Source organism: Bacillus sp. ISL-78 (assembly GCF_018613455.1).
Lineage (GTDB): Bacteria > Bacillota > Bacilli > Bacillales > DSM-1321 > Peribacillus > Peribacillus frigoritolerans.
Genome location: NZ_JAGGQC010000044.1, coordinates 41629 through 60557 on the forward strand (window position 1 = coordinate 41629; position 18929 = coordinate 60557).

Here is an 18929-nt window from a genome sequence, read left to right on the forward strand (position 1 = left end):
TCAAATGGTTAATTAATTGGGGCAGGATAAAATCTTTTTGATAAAAAGGAGATGAACTATGGAGAAAAACAATACTCAATTGAACTTTAAAGATGAGCCGGAAAAAGGATTGAAGCGAGAGCTGAAAACAAGTCAGCTTTCCATGATCGCGATGGGCTGTGCCATCGGGACGGGGCTATTTCTTGGCAGCGGACTTGCGATTCAAGCGGCAGGGCCAAGTGTATTGCTCAGCTATGCTCTTGGGGCGTTCATTGTCTTACTATTGATGGGCTGTTTAGCCGAAATGACGGTTGCCCACCCTACTTCCGGATCTTTTGGGGCCATTGCGGAAAAGTACATGAGTCCAATGGCAGGCTATCTTGTCCGCTATTCCTATTGGATTGGCAATGTTTTGGCTGTTGGGGTTGAAGTGAGTGCAGTCAGCGTATATATGAATTATTGGTTTCCGAACGTGCCGGGAATCGTATGGATATTGTTGTTTGCGGGTGTCCTGATTTATGTGAATGCTACCAGCGTGAATACATTCGCGACATTTGAGTATTGGTTCTCCTTCATTAAAATAAGTGCCATTGTTGGTTTTATCCTCCTTGGAGCCTATGTACTGTTCGGTTCATCCGAACAGCCGCATATAGGACCGGAAAACTTCGTGAATGAAGGCGGTTTTTTCCCATTTGGTTTGAAGGGGATGTGGATAGCCGTATTTATTTCTTTATTCAGCTTTCTTGGGACTGAATTGATAGCGGTTACATCAGGGGAAGCAAAAGATCCGGATGCTGCTGTCCCAAAAGCATTAAAAGCGACCGTGTTCCGTTTATCCACTTTCTATGTGCTGACAATCGGCATCATGCTGATGATCGTTCCTTGGAAAACGGCTGGGATCGAGGTAAGCCCATTCGTAAAAGTTATGGAAATCCTGAACATTCCAGGTGCATCCGGAATCATGAACTTTATCATTCTAACGGCTGCCATATCTGCCATGAACGCTCAGCTCTATGCTTCAACACGGATGATGTTTTCGTTGGCACGCGGAAAACATGCACCTAGCTTTTTAGGAAAGTTAAACAAAAGCGGTGTCCCTACAAAAGCACTTGCTGTCTCTTCAACGGGGATTTTCATCGCTGCAGGCGTTCATGCGTTACTTCCTGGTTCATCCTATGCTTTCATGATGGGGATTTCCATGTTCGGTGCCATGTTCACATGGCTCATGATCTTCATTTCCCATTTGTTTTTCAGGGTGAAATGGGAGAAAACCGGCGGACGCAAATTACCTGTTAGGATGATCGGTTTCCCCTATTTAACGATACTAGGAGCCGTTCTTCTATTCAGTTTGATGATTACGTCATGGTTTACGGATTTCAAAATCATGCTTCAATTCGGGATTCCTTGGTTACTTTTTTTAGCTGTTGCTTATTTTATTTCAAAAAGAAGAAATATTAACCATAATGTAATGGAAGAATCTCTGAAAAAGAAGATAGAATAGAATGGCGGAATAAATAGTTTTTTCGAAAAGTGAGGAGATTGCGGAATGAAGAATATAGATAAAAATGAACAAACAATAACGGGTTTGGAGAAAGAAATTCAAACCGACTTTCAAAAATCGATGTCTTACGGAGATTACCTCCACCTTGATAAAATTTTAACCAGTCAGCATAGATGCTCCGATCATCATGATGAAATGCTATTTATCGTTATCCATCAAGCGAGTGAGCTATGGATGAAGCTCATTTTACATGAATTGACAGCAGCAACTGAGTCCATCCGCCAAAACAAGTTGGAACCCTCGTTTAAAATGCTGTCGCGGGTTTCGAGGATTCAGCAGCAATTGATCCAGTCATGGAATGTCCTTTCAACCTTAACGCCGGCTGAATACATGGAGTTCAGGGATAAATTGGGACAATCTTCCGGATTCCAATCTTATCAGAATCGTTTGATTGAATTTGCATTAGGAAACAAAAATGTCCATACGCTATCCGTCTATCAGCACCAAACGGATTTATACGAGCAAATGCAGCAGGCCCTTCATGAGCCAAGTATTTATGACGCGGCGATCAATGCTCTTGTGGCACGCGGATTACCTATTGATCAAGAAGCCCTCAGCAGGGATTGGTCCCAAAGATATGAACCAAATGCCAGTGTAGAAGAGGCATGGCTGACAGTTTACCGCGATGTTGAGCAATATTGGGACTTATATGAGCTGGGCGAGAAGTTAGTGGACATCGGCCATCAACAGCAATTATGGCGTTTTAATCATATGACTACAGTGGAAAGGATTATTGGTAATAAACAAGGAACGGGCGGATCATCAGGTGTAACGTATTTAAAAAGAGCACTGGATCAACACTTTTTCCCAGAACTATGGAGTCTAAGAACGAAGCTATAAGATATACAAGAAACAGCCAGAAGAACTGGAGGTAAATGCATGGGGACATGGATTGATATTTCACAACGTCTGGATGATAACGTTGCAGTCTGGCCTGGAGATACACCTTTCTCTTATAAAGTCAATTGGAGTAAAGAACAGAGCGGATCTGTCAATGTAGGTCAAATCAATATGAGTATCCATACCGGTACCCATATTGATGCACCTTTTCATTTTGATGATGATGGAAAAAGAGTGATTGATTTGGATCTCGACTTATATATAGGAAATGCCCGAGTTATCCATTTACCAAACAAGACAAGCATCGGAGTCGATGAATTATCCCATATAGATCTACAAGGCGTTACCCGTCTGTTAATTCGCACGGATGCATGGAAGGATCGACGTGAGTTTCCACAAACCATTCCACATATCCAGCCAGAATTAGCGGCATACCTTTCAGAAAACGGCGTCCGTCTGATTGGACTTGATTTACCATCAGTAGATCCACTGGATAGTAAAGAGCTGTCTGCCCACCATGAACTTGCCGATCATGGCATTCACATTTTGGAAGGACTTGTATTAGACGGTATCGGACCGGGTAATTATGAGTTGGCGGCCCTCCCTCTTCCTTTGGTTGAAGCAGATGGAAGTCCGGTACGTGCTGTGTTGAGAAAGTCGCCCTGACAAAATGTTTTTTAAAAAAACACGCCAGATCAAAACTGATTTGGCTTGTTTTTTTTGTAATCATTAACTTTCAAATTTATCTCCCTAAACCACTTGCATCTATGTTATAATTTTCAGAATTCATCACCAAGAGTGGAGGTCTGAATATGGAAAACTTTTATCTGTTCATCATCATGTGCATCCTTCTCATCATCTTACCTGGTCCAGATACAGCAATAGCAACAAGGAACACCGTTACCGTGGGGACATCGGGAGGTTTTAAAACGATGTTCGGCACATGCTGTGCCCTGCTCATCCATACATCTGCTGCCGTGTTCGGGCTTTCAGCAATCATTGTGAAATCCGCTTTATTATTTTCCATCTTCAAATATGTCGGTGCCGTTTACTTGGTATATCTAGGCTTCAAGACTCTCTGGGGATTAAGGAATAAGCAAGTGGCCGCAGCTGCGGAAACGTCGGTCAAAAATAAGTACGAAAACCAGTCATGCTTTAAGCAAGGGTTCCTTACCAATCTGCTGAACCCTAAAGTGGCCGTCTTCTTTTTAACGTTTCTGCCTCAGTTCGTGAATCCGGGGAATGATACGTTTTTACCGTTCCTGATCATGGGCATGACGTATACCGTTTTAACTGCGTTGTGGTTTGTATTTTATATCTATCTGCTGAACCAGATCAGTGCTTTCATGAAAAAGCCTAGAACCCAAGCGATATTCGAGGGGATAACCGGGACGGTCTTGATTGGTTTCGGGTTAAAGCTAGCTCTAGAAAAAGCTCATAATTAATTTGAACTGCACCTTTAGACAATTGGAGGTGCAGTTTTTTTTATTGGGGTTCTGATATAGGTGTATGGATTTAAGTACTTGCTGAGTTACGTTACAATAAAAACCATAATTTGGTTTTCATTACTAGGAGAAAAAAGAACATGACAACCATTGAAGTTAAGAAAACAAAAGATATCGGATTAGGTTCACTTTCTTTCGTGTTATGTTTATTGGGAATATTGTTTACGTTTGAATTTGGCGATAAACCTTGCATGGGAGATCATATTTTACATATTATCGGACTTAGCCCCTGGTCAAATGGAAATTCAGGTATTCATTATACCGTGTTCTATTCGGCTATATTTTTCATCCCCTCCTTTATTATTGGTCAAATATATCCCGATAATAGAGGAGCAAAAGCAGGGAAAATCATATCAGGTATCCTATCAGTTCTTATCGTTTCAGCACTATTAACGTTAATTATCTCTTTTGTATAGGCCTGGGTGTGAGCCCAAAAATGCCGAGCTCACACCCCACTTTAGTTCAGTCACTCAACATACCCATTCACGAAAAATCCAATCGTTTCGAGCTCGTCCTCAGTTAAATCCCGCTTTAATCCTTTTGCCAATTCCTGCTCCATTAAAGCCCGGTTTCCCCGATGTTCGACCACCGCTCTGGCACATTCTTTCATTAGCTTAAGCTCCGCCTCCATCTCCAGTCTCGTTCGAGGCTGATCATGATGGGAAAGAATATATGTTTCGGCATCATAGGCTTCAATTTTCTTAAGAAGCAGCAAAGCTTGTTCAGCCGTATAATTCCATTTTTCCGCATAAAGATTGGCATACAGGCAGTCTCCCAGAAATAAGGTCTTTTCCTCCTGTATATAAATGATGCAGGAATCATTGGCATGGTCGCCGCCGACATGTTCGATGACACAGGTTATATTGCCGAGATCGATCGTCATCGTTTTTTCAAAGATGATATCGGGCAGGGGGAGGGAAATCTCTCTATTCGTCCCATGTTCCAATTTGATTGCATCGGCACAAAAGGCAATCTCCGTCCCTTCTTCGACCCGTTGATCAAGGGCCCGATCTTCCCATGAAAGAAGCTGCATTTCTTTAATGTTCGTGTATGTTTTTTCCTGGCAAATCACCGGAACCCCGATATTCTCCAGTCCGAATACATGGTCCCAATGTGAATGGGTAAGGACGAGGAAATTCCCGCTTATATCATTCCGTTGCAATTCATCCTCAAAGAGCTGCGCATGCCTGACAGAGTTACCGGCATCGATGATGAGTGTTTTCTTGTTTCCCTTCACGGCGGCAAGAACCGGGCGATCCGTTTCCTGAACTGGCGGCAGGTAGACAATATGTTTCGATAGGTGCTGTAATGTTTGCATGTTTCTGTTCTCCTTAATTGTTGTGATTAGCTTGCTCAAGTATAGCAAATTACATATGTATTCATAAGATAATCTCCGCAAAAGGCTAAAAAGACAACAATCACTGAGATTGCTGTCTTTTTAGTCATGTTTCAAATGAACCTATTGAAATATACCGTAATTTTCGATAGGGCATTTAAAAAGGTGGCCTTGAAAAAGGACTCTTCCCTTTTCCGATCTTCCGGCAGTTGTATATATTTTTTATTGTCCGCAATGAGTGTACTATTTTTGATCTTTGAATCGATGGCTCCTATCAACTGCACTGCAAACCTTTCACTATCGATGACCACCATCGATTCTGTATTTAAAAAGGCAGATCGAGAATCCAAATTGTAGGAACCCACTGCACTTAATCGTTGATCATAGACAATCGATTTACCATGCAAAGAATAAGGCTTTGAATATTCATATACCCTTGCCCCCGTCTCAACGACGCTATCCCTAAAAGCCAAGTAACCGGAAAAAGCGATCATGTTCGGGGTTGAGGCAGCTGAGTTGGTAAGTATGGTCCAATCAGCCTTTGAATCCAATTGCATCGGTACATATTCCTTCAAGGCATCCGCAGGGACAATATAGGGGCTTTGGATGTATACCGATTGATTGGCGTTCGCAGCAATACTCATTAAAGATCTCCACACTATAGGGTATTTGTTGAACCGTTCGATCGGGTTATGAATGAAGGACACTTTTTTAGTAGGTGTTGTAGCCTTGCTCCAATCGACGACTGGTTTCACGAAATCGGTTTCAGTGCGCAAAGCTTTTCTGTATTTTTTCGCTAATGCATTTCTTTCGCGTTTTCCTTTTTCCGTTTGCCTTTTTGACAGGTCCGAAAAAACATCGCTCGTAAACGGATGGGTCCATAATTCATTCAAATAGTCCTTCATTTCAACGATTACACTATCTTTCTCTTCTTTAGCATTGAAAATGAGTACATCCCTGTCATAGACAAAATTCCTCGGCGGCTTGCTTGCTAAGTACTTATCGGCAATATTCCTCCCTCCGATGATGCCTAACTTTCCATCTACCGTGATGATCTTGTCATGAAGGCGATTATGCCAGGTCCACGGCTTAAATGGCTTAAAGGTTTCGTAATATCTTAATTCAATGTTTTCATGTGAAGCCAATGCATAACGGGCACTGCTTAATTGACCTCTAAGCCCATGAGCCATTCCATCCAGAAGGATTCGGACTTTCACACCTCTGTCAGCCGCATCAATCAAGGATCCAAGTAAAAGCTCGGTCGATTCGCCTTTTCCAAAAGCATAGTAGGCGATATCGATTGAATGCTTTGCTTCCTGGATCATTCGCATTCTTGCGAGTCCAGACTCATAACCGTCTTCGAAAAGCAGGACACGATCCACGGTGGCTTCCTTCTCTCCCATATATTCACTTACCTGTTTAATCGGCCTGTCTTCTTCTTTTTCTGCTTTGGGGAAAAGAACAACAGCCGTCACAACTACATAAAGGAAATATAATAGAAGAACAAGCAATAATCCCTTAATTGCCGTTTTTACAGTCATTGAGCACTCCCCCCTTTAAGCGATATTTTATTACTATTCGTAATATGCAAAGACTCTATTCAACATCTGCAGGCTTGATACACATGACGGGGCAGAGAGCGGCGATGAGTGGAACCGGAAGGATTTTTTTCCTTTTAAATGTGACAAAGTGGTGAACATGAAAGCAGTTGCATAATATGATATAGAAAGGAGGGATTTCATGCTTAAACAACCTGATAGAATAAGTATCTTCAATTATTGTTTTGCATTAGGGGTATCAGAGGTTTTCTTTTTATCCAGCTTTTATCTTTCCATTCTTGACGTTTCATTATTTGCGATCGCTTTGCCATTTTCCGCTTTATTTCTAATGTTCTCCTTGTATCTATTCCTTCGAACGCACAAAGAAGCAAAGACCTTACCCAACCAGGATGAACGAAGAAGGGAAATACATGCATTCTATCATCAATCTTTCGGGATTTTCACGATCATTTTTTTCACTTTACTTTTTGTTGCTTTAGCCTTCATTCCCTTGCTCGATGACGGAGGGCATTTCTATCTTCTATATTGTTTGCCGATGGCCTTGCTTTGTATGATTCCTGTGATTGTTTCTTATAAAGGAATGAAATCATTCAAATTGGAAAACGGCAGTAATTTAACGAAAATCTAATTGATTTTACTTTTATTCAAGATTTCATCCAGGTTTTTTAGTTGAATGTATAGGGAAAATGAGGATATAATAATAAATATAAAAAAAAAGACACTGGTTAAACCAGCGTCTCAATGAACAGCAAACTGCATAAAGAGCAGCGGCTTTCTGTGGTAAGTCAGTTGCTACTCGATCATGAAAGTAACCCTTTTCCTACATACATCTGGCCGGATGGTATGGAGGGGGTTACTTTTTTAATGTAACCGCGATTACTGCGACGATTAAAGAGGCGAATGAAATCATTAGCATCAGTCCGTCCATAATAGAAATCACCAGCGACACCCCCTTTCTGCAAAGGAGTGACCGCTGCCCACTATACCAAATTGCTGTCCATTTACTATTATATCTGTATTTACTTGTTATTTATAGCCAAAAATAGCTGTATTTAGTCTACTTGATCCTTCACAAAAAAAAATCCCACTTAAAGTGAGAACCATTTTTGCATGTATATCCTTTATTGTTCCACTACACGGCCATCTTTATAAATGTGGAACCACCCAATCGTTCCGGAGCCGCCTTGATCGATCCAATCTTTATTAGCTGCTTTAAAGTTGTAATATGATTTTCCCTTGCCATCTTTCAGCAATCTTCCATCACCGCTGAATAAGATGTTGCTACCCAGCTTCTTCTTCCCTAACCCAATCGCGTCTTTCTCCGTGAACTGTCTTCTTTCCACCTTATTTTCATCTAAAGCAGCCCATGTCTTCGGTCCGACGATACCATCTGAAGCTAAGTTATGATCCTCTTGGAACTCCCTTACCACATTTTGTGTTTGGGTACCGAAAATCCCATCAACACCTACATGATATTTAACATCTTTAAGGCTTTGCTGTAAGTCTCTTACATAACTTGAACGTGAGCCTTTCTTGAGGGTCGGGCGTGTTTCCGCCTTCGTTTCGATTTTCTGGATTTGACTCCCCTTTGATGCCGCTTCGGTATTTGAAGTCCCCGTTCCTAAAGGGGCCAACATCAAGGCAACTGTTGGAATCATGACCAATAATTTTTTCTTCAACACATATAACCTCCATTCAAATGATCACTCCTGCAGGTTTCTGACACTTCCCTTAGGAGCCCATTCATTATAACGCAAGGAGCTATTTTATTGGTGTTTCATTACTTTAATTATAAAAAATGGTAAATATGATTCATCGTGTCATTTCCAGAGGTGAGCCTATGATGGAAGTCCCGTTTTTTTGGGGGTTACCTATAATTTCAAAACAAAGTTAATTTGCGAGACTCCTGCGAAAAAGCGCGTCTAGGGAGACCCCGCAGGCACAAGCCGAGGAGGCTCCCTGACCGCCCGCGGAAAGCGAGTGCTTGGAGCGGAAATCAACGTTCGTTGTACAAGTCCTAGTTAAACTGTAGAAATAAGGATTTCTCCTAAAGTTTAAAAACTAAGTGAAGATTGGAACGAAAGGTGCGAGACTCCTGCGGGAAAAGCGCGTCTAGGGAGACCCCGCAGGCGCAAGCCGAGGAGGCTCCCCGACCGCCCGCGGAAAGCGAGTACCTGTAGTGGAAATCAACGTTCGTTGTACAAGTCCTAGTTAAACTTTAGAAATAAGGATTTCTCCTAAAGTTTAAAAACTAAGTGAAGATTGGAACGAAAGGTGCGAGACTCCTGCGGGAAAAGCGCGTCTAGGGAGACCCCGCAGGCACAAGCCGAGGAGGCTCCCCGACCGCCCGCGGAAAGCGAGTGCTTGGAGCGGAAATCAACGTTCAAATTGTACACTCCGCAAAAAAAGACTTTAGACAAACTCGCGATTTTCATCGAGATTGTCTAAAGTCTGAAACCATCCCCTATAGGAGATGAATTTTGGTTTTTATTGATTTTCTGGCTGTTGTTGATTCTGCCCTGGCATCCCAGTCCCCATTCCCATCAAGTTGGTGGCAAGCGGCACCATATTTTTCATTTTCCCGCCTTTTCCGCTCAACATTTGATAAGTGGCTATACCTACTCCGACAGAAGCGACAACTGGTAAAATTTTATCCAAGTTTGCTCTCATTTACATCACCTTATTTTTATAATTTTTGTCCTTTTCCTGAACTCTTATATCTTGTTCAAAAGAACCCTAAAAATTCAATTAGTTCGCTACCAAAACAATTAGTAATAAAAACATGTTATATAGGGAAAATTCTTTCAGGAGGGATATTACACAAGTACTCTTCGAATGATGTGATATCATGCCAATGTTAGATGGGGACGGTATCAGCTTGCATTATTCTGTTAATCTTCCCACTTTACTGATCTATGGTGAAAAAAATAAACCAATGTATCGCCATGCCCATTTATTGCATGAAAAATTGCCCTATACGGAATTAAGATTCATTGATCATGTAAAGCCTCAAATCCCTACAAAAGCGGCGAATGATTTAAATGAAAGTATTAAGCATTTTATCCATTCACAATCCGATTGATTTTTCCGATTGCAAATTTCAATCTTTTGCGATGTACATATCATAAATTTATGGAGTGAAAAAATTGGGAAGAGATAAAAGCAGACTAATTCATTTATTATTTCTATTGCTAGTCACTGCAGTTTTTATTTGGTCAGTGATCAAGCCTGAAGGATACTTGATATGGACAATGGAAGTCCTTCCTGCCGTAGTGTTTCTGATTTATGTAATGGCCACATATAATAAATTCCGCCTCACTACATTATCCTATTTCATCATTGCCGTTCTTTCAATTACCATGTTCATCGGTGCCCATTATACATATTCAAAAGTTCCTCTATTTAATTGGATAAAAGATCATTACGAACTAACCCGGAACCACTATGATCGGTTCGGGCATTTCATAAAAGGTTTATTTGCGATTGTGATTAGAGAAATAGTAATACGTAAAACCCCTCTAACAAAAGGACCGTGGTTATTTGCTGTCACAGTAAGTTTTGCGCTTGCCATTGGAGCACTCTATGAAATCATCGAATGGATAGCTGCCATCATTTCAAAAGGCAGAAAAGCTTCAAAGGACTTTTTAGGCACACAAGGTGATATTTGGGACGCCCAATGGGATATGACGTTAACCTTAATCGGCTCTATCCTCGTATTGCTCACCCTTTCCAAACTTCATGACAAGCTGTTGCGAAAAGTGAAAAATCGAATTAAAAAAGAGTGACCTTTATAGATCACTCTTTTTTAATTAGGATTTGATTGTTAATATGATGTTCCATATGTTCCAGATAGTCTTTTATTAGCCACTCCATTGATTTTAGTTGATTATTTCCTATATCACAAAGATTAGATAATCTATCATTTGGTGTATTCGTTATTATATGAACGATTTGCTTATTTAAAGCACAAAAAAGGTTAACGATCTCCTCCAATGGTCGCTCTTGGTAATTCTGGACTAATACCCATTGGTCTTGATTATATGATTGTATAACATATGGGTGTTCTTCGTACTGAATCTTGATGAACCTATTCATATTGTTCAAGGCAGAATCGCATAGATGTCCTAAAATCTCTTTTTTGGACCATTTGTGTGGCATTGGTCGATGATTCAATTCTTTTTCTGTCATCCGGTTGAACTCTTCAGGTATGAAGCCTATCCAATGATTGATTCCATCTATTACATTTTTCAATTTGCACTCCTCCTAAGTTTTACATTAAGGATTTTTATTCGGTAACCAATCGGAAAATACCTCCTTCTTTTGTTGAATATAATCAACATCGTTCAATAACGGAACCAAAAGAAAAAACCGAAATCAAAAAAGGATTTCGGTTCAGACTATAGAGTTTTACATGCAGTTTTTTTCTAAAAGACATGCCAGTGATTTCAGAAATCCGCTCCCTTTCCGCCAACTTGGAATGTTCGAGACTCCAGTGGGGAAAGCGTATCCAAGCCGTGACCCCCACACGCGCAAAGAACGCCGAGGGCGGATCACCCTTGGAAAGCTAGTGACTGGAGCACCGTTCAAATTTTGACCATTCATGATTGTACTTGCTTACTGCCCTTTTTTTCATTGATGGCTTTTTGGTCGATTTTTGTATAGATGCGTTCCACTTCAATTTTGTCATGCAACAGAAGCTCGCGGTTTTCTTTTAGCAGTTCAGTATAAGATTTCCTTCTCCTAGACATTTTTTAATTCACCTCTCAAGTGATTGAATTCCTTCTGTAAAACTACGATCGGAAGCTCGTATAATTGTTTATTATATTTTTTAAAAATCCCGAATTTCAGAAGTTCTTGTATAAGTTCTTCTTTTTTTGCTTCTCCCTTTGTACTTAATTGGGCATTCATCAAGGACCCTCCTTAACAAAAATACAGACTTTTGGTATTTGGGGCTGCCTAGCATCCGATCCCACATGAAGAATCTCCACTTCTTCCTATTGCTTCCCCATATAAGGGCATGCTCTGCAAAATCTTCGCATTTCCTTAATTGTTCGTATGTACTGCTTTCATGGTGTATTTTCAACACTTTATCATATACATCAAATCCAAATCGCTTCATTCTATCGGATAGGATACCTATCGCGGCGCAGGGTTTCGAATGGTTCAGGTCGCCGGCACCAAAGAATGCAACTTTCACTCCAGCAAAGTCCACTTGGTCAATTTCTTCATAAAACTCGTTTGCTTCATACGGTAAATCTTCAAGATTCCATGTATATAAACCGATAAAGGCCAAATCAAAATCCTTTAAAGCATCAACTTCAACCGTATCCAATCTTTCCATATATACTTCACAGCCGACAGCCTTCATTCTATTCTTAATGTTTATAGCCATTTTCTCGGTATTACCGGATAAACTGACATAACCAATGAATACCTTCATCTATATCACCTTCCTAATTGAGAATTAATTTCATTACACATATCAATATAAATGAAAATGATTCTCATTGTCAATTATTTACCTCCGCTATTATATGTTGATGAATATTAGGAACGTATATTTCAGCTTCACTTTCCCTGTTTCTGTAATGCTGCTGGGACGTTCAAACTCATTCCTCAAAAAAAAGAGCCCTTTTTACTCATAGAGTAAATGGGCTTTTGATTAATCTAATAATCTATTATCCTAAATCTTTTATCTTATAATTAATAAAATTTCACAATATCTTCGAAAGGCAGGAACGTTTTTTCTCCTGGCTGTTCATTCGGCTCACCAAATGGCATTTGAGCTATCAACGACCATTTCCCTGGAAGTTCCCAAGTTTTCATCACTTCTTCATCAATGATCGGATTATAATGCTGTAAAGATGCCCCTATGCCTTCCGCTGTCAACGTCATCCATATTGCATACTGCAGCATGGCACTTCCTTGATGGGACCAATATGGAAACTGTTCTTTATAGGAGGGGGCTTTTTCTTGCATTTGTTCTATCGTTTTCTGATTTTCAAAGAATAGAATGGTTCCCACTCCATCACGAAATCCTTGCAATCGTTCCACAGTAGCCGCAAAGCTCTCTTCCGGGACATGGGAACGAAGTGTTTCTTTTACAATATCCCAGAACTTTTCATGCTGATCATCCATCACCACCACCACACGTCCGCTTTGCATATTAAATGAAGTTGGTGCATGTAAAGCGATTTTTAACAATTCATTGATTCTTTCTTTCGATATATTATCGTTCTTTTTCACCTTACGGATGGAACGGCGATTGATGATTGCTGCTTTTACATTTGTTGTAGTTGCTGACATTTTAAGTCCTCCAATTTTATGTTTCATTTCATTTTATTTAATAGCAGGCTTTTAGCAATTCCCCTTACCATCACATTTCAAGCCATCAAATTCATTCCGTTTATTTTTTTCTTCTTCCTTCTCGATGACTTGCGCTAACCGTTCTTTGCTGGCTAGTCCTTGAATGACTTCATCACCAATAATAAACGTCGGGACAGCCCTGATATCTGCTTCTTCATAAGCATGTTTGAGTGCTTGTTGGTGCACTTCCCGATACTTTCGTGACACTAACGCTTCTCTAAAGGCATCTACAGGAAGCTCAACTTCACCCGCTAATTTTGTCAATACTTCAATATCTTCAATATTTTGTTCCTCTTGAAAAAACGCGGTAAATACTCTGTTATGGAATTCATTCCCTTTTCCGTGCTCCTTTGCAAAATGGCAGCCTTCGAATGCCAAATGTGTATATGGATGCGGGGAGACACGGGGTAAACGCATATCAACCCCTAGTTTTTTCGCAACAGGAAGAATGTAGGAATCCCATGAATTCAACTTATCGGGTTCCTTCCATGGATCAATTTTCGTATATGGACTCGGACGCAATTCAAATGGCATCCATTCCACTTCTACATCCTTTTCCTTCACGATTTCGTCCAAAGGCCCTTTACCTAAAAAACAAAATGGACAAATAAAATCAGAATACGCTTTAATTTTCACTGTCATCATTTATACCCTCACTTTTCAATATCGGCTAAACTTGTAACCAAACTAGTTACAACATAGAGCAAAAAAAATCAATATAATTACATGGCATTCAGTAACTGTACGGTCGATCGCTTCCTGCGATTGTTCACCACCTGCTGTAATCATTTTAGTTACAGGAAGGAGGAAAGTCAACCATTATTTTAAATAAAAAAAGTTTGTAAAGAAAATGTTGCTTTTCTCTACAAACTTTTTTATTAAAACTTCCTTACATCTCGATTTGTTCGTTAACGGGTTCTCTCTTTTTCCTTCTCTGTTTTTTCGATTTTTTATAGTACAGCAATTCGTATATACATGGAATGACGATCAGTGTGAGCATTGTGGAAACAGCTAGCCCGCCAATGACAACGATCGCCAAGCTTTGTGAAACCAAGCTTCCTGTTTCCGCCTTTTTATATAAAAGCGGCAGCATGGCACAAATCGTTGCTACAGCCGTCATTATGATCGGACGGAATCTTGTGGCTGTCGCTTCGACGATTGCATCACGGATGATCATTTTTTCTTCGTTTTGTTTGACTCGATCCAGAAGCACAATCGCGTTTGTCACAACAATTCCTATTAACATGAGAGCACCCAGCAGTGCTGTAATATCAACTGGAATTCGACTGATGACCAATCCTAAAACCGCTCCAATGGCAGCGAATGGCAAGGAAAATAGAATGGCAATCGGTGCTTTGATCGATTTAAAGGTTATAACCATGATTAAAAAGACAATCCCGATCGATATTAACATTGTAAGGAATAAATCGGAAAAATCATCTGTCTGCTGAGCACTGGCTCCGCCGACTAAAATCTCTACATCATCCGGAATATCAAGGCCTTTGTTCTCTTTATCTCCAAATATCTCAAGGTTTATTTTGCTTGCAATATCGGACAGCTTAGCCGGATCGACCGTTGCCGTTAATTGGAGATATGTTTCTCCATCTTTATGGAACTGCGTTGTTGCGCTCTCTTCGCTCTTTAAAGAAGCAACTTTTGACACTGGGGCTAGACCCCCGTCTGTCATGATCGGAATGCTTTTTAAATCCTCTGGTTTTTTAGGGTCCAAGATTGGTTCAAGGACGACAGGTGTTTGCTTATCCTGTAAAGTTATATGGCCGATAGGCGTTTTGTTAAGCATGATACCCAATTGTTGGCCTATTTGTTCTGTATTGCCTTTAGCCGGATCTACCGTGAATGAATAAATGGTTTTCTTTTCATCCTGGTTCGTTGTAATCTCTTCGATTCCTTTAATATCCTGAATTCTTTCTTTGACATTATTGGCCGTCCGTTCCAAATCTTCAGCATTACTGCCGATCACATCTATCGTAATGTTCGTCTTTGATGCTCCCGCCATAAAGGAAGAGGCTTGGGCCGTAAGCTTCGCATCAGGATAGTTTTCTTGTTCCTTTTCCATTTTTTTCAGGATTGCATCTACATTTGCTTTATCCTTTACCAGGATGCCGAAAATCGCTTCTGTAGGTGATGCGACTTCGCCATATTGTGCTGTCTCGGCAGAGTTTCCTAATTGCATGAAAATATTATCCACTTCACTCATAGCCCGCATCGTTTCTTCGAGTTCAATCGCTTTTTCCTTTACTGTCTCATAGGGCTGATCATTTGGATAAGTTAATGTCACGGAGACATAGTCTGCTGAAGAATTATCAATCGCCCCTTTTGGCATGGCAAAATATGTACCAATGGAACCGACAAACAACAGCATCGCAACAATCAGGACAACCCATTTATGGTTTAGTGACCAAGTAACCAGCTTCGTAAAACGCTTGGCCGGCCGATGTTTTGGCAGCTCCGTCCTTTTCAGCAATCCTGCGCTCATTAACGGAACAACCGTCAATGCCACAATTAATGAAGCCAGCAAAGAATAAGTGACAGTCAAAGCAAAAGGAAGAAGAAACTCCTGAAGCCCTCCATTCAATAAAGCAACCGGCAAGAAAACGGCTACAGTCGTAAGGGTTGAAGCTGTGATTGCCACTCCCACTTCTTTCGTTGCATCCATCACCAATTCTACTGAAATCTTCTCCTGCTGCATTTTCCGGAAAATGTTTTCAATAACGACAATACTATCGTCCACCAAGCGCCCGATCGCTACAGCGACACCGCCCAGCGTCAAAATATTCAGCGTCACTCCCGACAATGACAGCAAAAATAACGTAAAGCCAAGAGATAGCGGTATGGAAACGATTGTAATGAATGTAGATCGTACATTCCGTAAAAAGACCATGATTACAATCGTAGCGAATAGCGCACCCAGCAGAACTTCTTTCACCATCGTCTGAACGGACGTCTCCACCATATCAGCTGTAGATAAATAAATGGTCGATTTCTGGTCACTATACTTTTCATTAATTTCTTTTGCTACTTTTTCAACCTCTTTACTGATTGTGACAGCATTTGATTGACTGTCCTTGATAATGCTTAAATCAATGCTTTCCTTTCCATTAAAACGACTGATGAGGTTGCCATCATTCGCTTCTTCAACTTTTGCTATCTCTCCAAGTGCGACATTAGGAGTGACCTTCAGCGCTTCTAATTTTTCGATACTTGTTAAATCACCAATCACCTTGATGTTACTTGCCTTCCCATCAATCACTCTTTCGCCTACGGCCAGAGCTGCATTCTGACCGTTAAGGACGCTCATGACATCTTGAATGGAGACTTTCTTTTTAGCCAATTCTTCATTATCCACTTTGACTGAAAGAATGGATTGTGAAACCCCAAATGTCTGTACATCCGAAACCCCTTTTATATCTTTATACATAGGCTCCAATTCTTTCTTGGCAAAGTCTATATTTTCAGCTGTTAACCCATCCTTAAAAGTAACTGATACAAATGAAATGGGAATCATTGATGTATTTAACTGTGTAACAGTAGGCTTTGCCATGCTTTGCGGTAATGCCACACTGCCTAAAGCTTCCTGAACATCCAGTTTCGCTTGTTTCATATCCGATCCGGCTTCAAAGAATAGATCTACTTTTGAAAAACCATCTCCAGTGGTGGAGTGTATGGAACTCTTCCCTTTAACTCCCGTAACTGCCCTTTCAATCGGATCTGTAACTTGTGCTTCCATTGTTTTCGAATCGGTGCCCTGCCCCATTGTGATAATCGTAACTTGTGGATTATCGGCAGATGGTAAAAATTCCATCGGCAGTTTAAAATAACTGACAACTCCTATCATCAAAATAAATATGGTTACCAATGAAACGGCAGCCTTGTTCTTGAACGACCACTTAGTAAAAAACTCCACGCACTAATCACCCCTGAATAAAATTTAGAAGAAAATAATTCCATTTCAAATCTTACCATATATTACTAATGTTGGAGTGTTAATTTTTTATTGATTTTTATATTTTTTTATGTCCCTTGATTCAAAGAAACAAAAAAAAGGCTGCGCAGCAGCCTCAAAGAAACAGACTCGATTATTTATACCCTCTGATAAAAAGCATAACGATTGCCAAAACCATTATCCCGATAAGCAATAACGGGCCTATGCCCGAGCTATACACGAAGTATACCGTGATGTGGCGAAAAAAGAGCACCACAAGAAATAGGAATAACAGGAAACCCAAAATCATGATCAGAGCGGTGTTTTTATTCCGATACAAGTAACCAGCCCCATTTTAATAGCTTTATTTCCACTAAGGAAAAATTCATGCGAATCCAAGTCCTAACAACAACCTTCCGTTAAGAAACAATATGCAGCCCATGTTTTGTACTATTCTTTATATCAAATAAAAAAGGGCTGCCGCAGCAACCCCATTCTTCGAAAATCGTCTGGACCAAAAACTACATTTCCTGAAGTTCATTGACCGTCACAAACGTATACCCTTCGTTCGTTAACTCTCGTAAGATTCCTTCAATCGCCTGCAGCTCTTTACCCGTATCATCATACATCGGATGCATCAGGATGATCGAACCCGGTTTTATATTTTCCTTCACATACTTCACTTTGTCAGAAGCGGTAGTGTAATAGCTATCTGGTTCCAGATCCCAGGTAATGGTCTCTCTATCATTTTTATTTAAATAATAAGGCAAACCTATGATTTTTTTCCCGTTTGGAGGCCGGACATCAATTTCACCCTTATATCCGGCGTCCTGAATCAATTTATCCGTTTTCTCGATTTCCTCCTTGATATAAGAAGGCGATTTAAACACCATCCGCCTGTGCGAATACGTATGATTCCCAATCTGATGTCCCGCTTCCGCTATTTTCCCAGCTTCCTCCGGATACTTTTCGATTTCGTTACCGATCAGGAAGAATGTAGCTTTCGCATCGTATTTAGCCAACAACGGCAAAATCTCATTTACATTCTTCGATGGGCCATCATCAAAAGTCAAAGCGACCACTTTTTCATTCGTCTCGACATGATCCGTTAATCCACCGAACACCTGATAGATTCTCGAATTCATTAATTTATACGTACCAAGCAACAGCAGGAAAACAACCAGGATTCCCAAGCCAATGAAAATCAGTTTCTTTTTCATGCAAATACCTATCTTTCTATAAGTTTTTTAATCCAATGACCTATTATAGCAAATCACTGAAAGAAAATACTTATTGCTCTATCCGACCGAGCCGTCCACACTCACTTTACATGTATCAATTCAAAACGCTCACACACCAGCAGCATATCTTCTTTAAAGGTGTGGCCGATTTTGTCCAGTTCTTCTTTAAAAAATTTCTCATGGGCATCCCACCAGTAAGTATAGGTACGATCTCCTTCCCCTTCCGCAATCGCAAACTCTTCACTCACTTCATTCATGGGCAATACTTCGACTTTCACTGTTTGTATGATGGCTAAGGGCAAATCCTCACTGCTTAAAATAATGCTGTAATCACCCACGGATGGTAATGGTTCATTTTCCTCTCCGTAAAAAACATACCCAGAGCATGTAGCCGTTTTTATCCCATCCATCACTAATTGAGCCAAATCATCGGGATCGGCCCCGAATTGCCATGCACTGACTGACTGAGGTTTTTCTTCTTTCCCTTGCCAATATTCATTCCAATATAATTCCGCTTTGACATTCATTCTATGATTCTCCATTCTGTTTTGCAGCTCCACTGAGCATCACGAAAGGTTCAATTGGTTCAACTCCAAACA

21 protein-coding genes are annotated in these 18929 nt (G+C 40.5%); 8 read left to right on the top strand and 13 right to left on the bottom strand.

The window, feature by feature from the left end:
• Positions 1-58 precede the first annotated feature (58 nt).
• The 5 genes from J7I96_RS26035 to J7I96_RS26055 all read left to right on the top strand — a co-directional run bounded on the left by J7I96_RS26035 (position 59) and on the right by J7I96_RS26055 (position 4301).
• Positions 59-1480, top strand: a complete 1422-nt coding sequence (locus tag J7I96_RS26035; RefSeq protein WP_214924743.1) for an amino acid permease — start codon at positions 59-61, stop codon at positions 1478-1480.
• A gap of 45 nt (positions 1481-1525) precedes the next feature.
• Positions 1526-2380: a tryptophan 2,3-dioxygenase gene (kynA, locus tag J7I96_RS26040; RefSeq protein WP_214770613.1), complete on the top strand. Its 855-nt coding sequence runs from the start codon at positions 1526-1528 to the stop codon at positions 2378-2380.
• 39 nt (positions 2381-2419) lie between these two features.
• Entirely contained in the window at positions 2420-3046 is a 627-nt protein-coding gene (kynB, locus tag J7I96_RS26045) for an arylformamidase (RefSeq protein WP_214924746.1), read from the top strand.
• A gap of 146 nt (positions 3047-3192) precedes the next feature.
• Positions 3193-3825 carry a LysE family translocator gene (locus J7I96_RS26050; protein WP_214924749.1) on the top strand — a complete coding sequence of 211 codons (633 nt, stop codon included), beginning with the start codon at positions 3193-3195 and terminating at the stop codon, positions 3823-3825.
• A 140-nt stretch (positions 3826-3965) separates the two neighbouring features.
• Positions 3966-4301, top strand: a complete 336-nt coding sequence (locus J7I96_RS26055; RefSeq protein WP_214924751.1) for a hypothetical protein — start codon at positions 3966-3968, stop codon at positions 4299-4301.
• Between the two features lie 50 nt (positions 4302-4351).
• Here the strand turns inward: J7I96_RS26055 and J7I96_RS26060 are convergent, their stop codons facing one another.
• Both J7I96_RS26060 and J7I96_RS26065 read right to left on the bottom strand, forming a co-directional pair.
• Positions 4352-5203 (bottom strand): MBL fold metallo-hydrolase, encoded by an 852-nt coding sequence (locus J7I96_RS26060; protein ID WP_214924752.1) that lies wholly within the window; start codon positions 5201-5203, stop codon positions 4352-4354.
• 131 nt (positions 5204-5334) lie between these two features.
• Positions 5335-6762, bottom strand: a complete 1428-nt coding sequence (locus J7I96_RS26065; protein ID WP_214924763.1) for a phospholipase D-like domain-containing protein — start codon at positions 6760-6762, stop codon at positions 5335-5337.
• Positions 6763-6961: 199 nt separating this feature from the next.
• On the opposite strand from J7I96_RS26065, the gene J7I96_RS26070 reads away from it, so the two are divergent.
• Complete coding sequence (locus tag J7I96_RS26070) at positions 6962-7408, top strand: hypothetical protein (protein ID WP_214770593.1); 447 nt, start codon at positions 6962-6964, stop codon at positions 7406-7408.
• A 493-nt stretch (positions 7409-7901) separates the two neighbouring features.
• Here J7I96_RS26070 and J7I96_RS26075 read toward each other — a convergent pair whose 3' ends face one another.
• Both J7I96_RS26075 and J7I96_RS26080 read right to left on the bottom strand, forming a co-directional pair.
• Positions 7902-8462, bottom strand: a complete 561-nt coding sequence (locus J7I96_RS26075; protein ID WP_214924765.1) for a peptidoglycan-binding domain-containing protein — start codon at positions 8460-8462, stop codon at positions 7902-7904.
• An 805-nt stretch (positions 8463-9267) separates the two neighbouring features.
• Positions 9268-9450, bottom strand: coding sequence for a hypothetical protein (locus J7I96_RS26080; RefSeq protein ID WP_214770586.1), 183 nt, complete (start codon positions 9448-9450; stop codon positions 9268-9270).
• Between the two features lie 178 nt (positions 9451-9628).
• Between J7I96_RS26080 and J7I96_RS26085 the strand changes: the two genes are divergently transcribed.
• Together J7I96_RS26085 and J7I96_RS26090 are read left to right on the top strand one after the other, a co-directional pair.
• Positions 9629-9862 (top strand): hypothetical protein, encoded by a 234-nt coding sequence (locus tag J7I96_RS26085; RefSeq protein WP_214924766.1) that lies wholly within the window; start codon positions 9629-9631, stop codon positions 9860-9862.
• A 64-nt stretch (positions 9863-9926) separates the two neighbouring features.
• Positions 9927-10565: a DUF2238 domain-containing protein gene (locus J7I96_RS26090; RefSeq protein ID WP_214924773.1), complete on the top strand. Its 639-nt coding sequence runs from the start codon at positions 9927-9929 to the stop codon at positions 10563-10565.
• A 10-nt stretch (positions 10566-10575) separates the two neighbouring features.
• On the opposite strand, the gene J7I96_RS26095 is transcribed toward J7I96_RS26090, so the two are convergent.
• From J7I96_RS26095 to J7I96_RS26135, 9 genes are all read right to left on the bottom strand, one after another.
• A complete protein-coding gene (locus J7I96_RS26095) occupies positions 10576-11031 on the bottom strand; it encodes a DinB family protein (RefSeq protein WP_214770577.1) in 456 nt (151 codons plus the stop codon).
• A 347-nt stretch (positions 11032-11378) separates the two neighbouring features.
• Complete coding sequence (locus J7I96_RS26100) at positions 11379-11528, bottom strand: FbpB family small basic protein (protein ID WP_095393069.1); 150 nt, start codon at positions 11526-11528, stop codon at positions 11379-11381.
• Positions 11521-11688 (bottom strand): Fur-regulated basic protein FbpA, encoded by a 168-nt coding sequence (locus tag J7I96_RS26105; protein WP_214770574.1) that lies wholly within the window; start codon positions 11686-11688, stop codon positions 11521-11523. Before J7I96_RS26105 ends, J7I96_RS26100 begins: the two co-directional genes overlap by 8 nt.
• Positions 11609-12220, bottom strand: a complete 612-nt coding sequence (locus tag J7I96_RS26110; protein ID WP_214924775.1) for a flavodoxin domain-containing protein — start codon at positions 12218-12220, stop codon at positions 11609-11611. The genes J7I96_RS26105 and J7I96_RS26110 overlap by 80 nt, the downstream gene beginning before the upstream one ends.
• A gap of 263 nt (positions 12221-12483) precedes the next feature.
• The gene (locus J7I96_RS26115; protein WP_214924777.1) at positions 12484-13086 is read right to left on the bottom strand and encodes a nitroreductase family protein; all 603 of its coding nucleotides are present in this window, start codon (positions 13084-13086) and stop codon (positions 12484-12486) included.
• 51 nt (positions 13087-13137) lie between these two features.
• Positions 13138-13788, bottom strand: a complete 651-nt coding sequence (locus tag J7I96_RS26120; protein ID WP_214924983.1) for a DsbA family oxidoreductase — start codon at positions 13786-13788, stop codon at positions 13138-13140.
• Between the two features lie 247 nt (positions 13789-14035).
• Complete coding sequence (locus tag J7I96_RS26125; protein ID WP_214924780.1) at positions 14036-17071, bottom strand: efflux RND transporter permease subunit; 3036 nt, start codon at positions 17069-17071, stop codon at positions 14036-14038.
• A 539-nt stretch (positions 17072-17610) separates the two neighbouring features.
• Entirely contained in the window at positions 17611-18309 is a 699-nt protein-coding gene (locus tag J7I96_RS26130; protein ID WP_214770559.1) for a polysaccharide deacetylase family protein, read from the bottom strand.
• A gap of 101 nt (positions 18310-18410) precedes the next feature.
• Positions 18411-18857, bottom strand: a complete 447-nt coding sequence (locus tag J7I96_RS26135) for an ASCH domain-containing protein (RefSeq protein ID WP_214770556.1) — start codon at positions 18855-18857, stop codon at positions 18411-18413.
• Positions 18858-18929: the final 72 nt, after the last annotated feature.

Excerpts from the sequence above, each read along its gene's own strand:
- J7I96_RS26035 (WP_214924743.1), top strand. The coding sequence starts at position 59 with ATGGAGAAAAACAATACTCAATTGAACTTTAAAGATGAGCCGGAAAAA.
- kynA (WP_214770613.1), top strand. The coding sequence starts at position 1,526 with ATGAAGAATATAGATAAAAATGAACAAACAATAACGGGTTTGGAGAAA.
- kynB (WP_214924746.1), top strand. The coding sequence starts at position 2,420 with ATGGGGACATGGATTGATATTTCACAACGTCTGGATGATAACGTTGCA.
- J7I96_RS26050 (WP_214924749.1), top strand. The coding sequence starts at position 3,193 with ATGGAAAACTTTTATCTGTTCATCATCATGTGCATCCTTCTCATCATC.
- J7I96_RS26055 (WP_214924751.1), top strand. The coding sequence starts at position 3,966 with ATGACAACCATTGAAGTTAAGAAAACAAAAGATATCGGATTAGGTTCA.
- J7I96_RS26060 (WP_214924752.1), bottom strand. The coding sequence starts at position 5,203 with ATGCAAACATTACAGCACCTATCGAAACATATTGTCTACCTGCCGCCA.
- J7I96_RS26065 (WP_214924763.1), bottom strand. The coding sequence starts at position 6,762 with ATGACTGTAAAAACGGCAATTAAGGGATTATTGCTTGTTCTTCTATTA.
- J7I96_RS26070 (WP_214770593.1), top strand. The coding sequence starts at position 6,962 with ATGCTTAAACAACCTGATAGAATAAGTATCTTCAATTATTGTTTTGCA.
- J7I96_RS26080 (WP_214770586.1), bottom strand. The coding sequence starts at position 9,450 with ATGAGAGCAAACTTGGATAAAATTTTACCAGTTGTCGCTTCTGTCGGA.
- J7I96_RS26085 (WP_214924766.1), top strand. The coding sequence starts at position 9,629 with ATGCCAATGTTAGATGGGGACGGTATCAGCTTGCATTATTCTGTTAAT.
- J7I96_RS26100 (WP_095393069.1), bottom strand. The coding sequence starts at position 11,528 with ATGTCTAGGAGAAGGAAATCTTATACTGAACTGCTAAAAGAAAACCGC.
- J7I96_RS26105 (WP_214770574.1), bottom strand. The coding sequence starts at position 11,688 with ATGAATGCCCAATTAAGTACAAAGGGAGAAGCAAAAAAAGAAGAACTT.
- J7I96_RS26110 (WP_214924775.1), bottom strand. The coding sequence starts at position 12,220 with ATGAAGGTATTCATTGGTTATGTCAGTTTATCCGGTAATACCGAGAAA.
- J7I96_RS26115 (WP_214924777.1), bottom strand. The coding sequence starts at position 13,086 with ATGTCAGCAACTACAACAAATGTAAAAGCAGCAATCATCAATCGCCGT.
- J7I96_RS26120 (WP_214924983.1), bottom strand. The coding sequence starts at position 13,788 with ATGACAGTGAAAATTAAAGCGTATTCTGATTTTATTTGTCCATTTTGT.
- J7I96_RS26130 (WP_214770559.1), bottom strand. The coding sequence starts at position 18,309 with ATGAAAAAGAAACTGATTTTCATTGGCTTGGGAATCCTGGTTGTTTTC.
- J7I96_RS26135 (WP_214770556.1), bottom strand. The coding sequence starts at position 18,857 with ATGAATGTCAAAGCGGAATTATATTGGAATGAATATTGGCAAGGGAAA.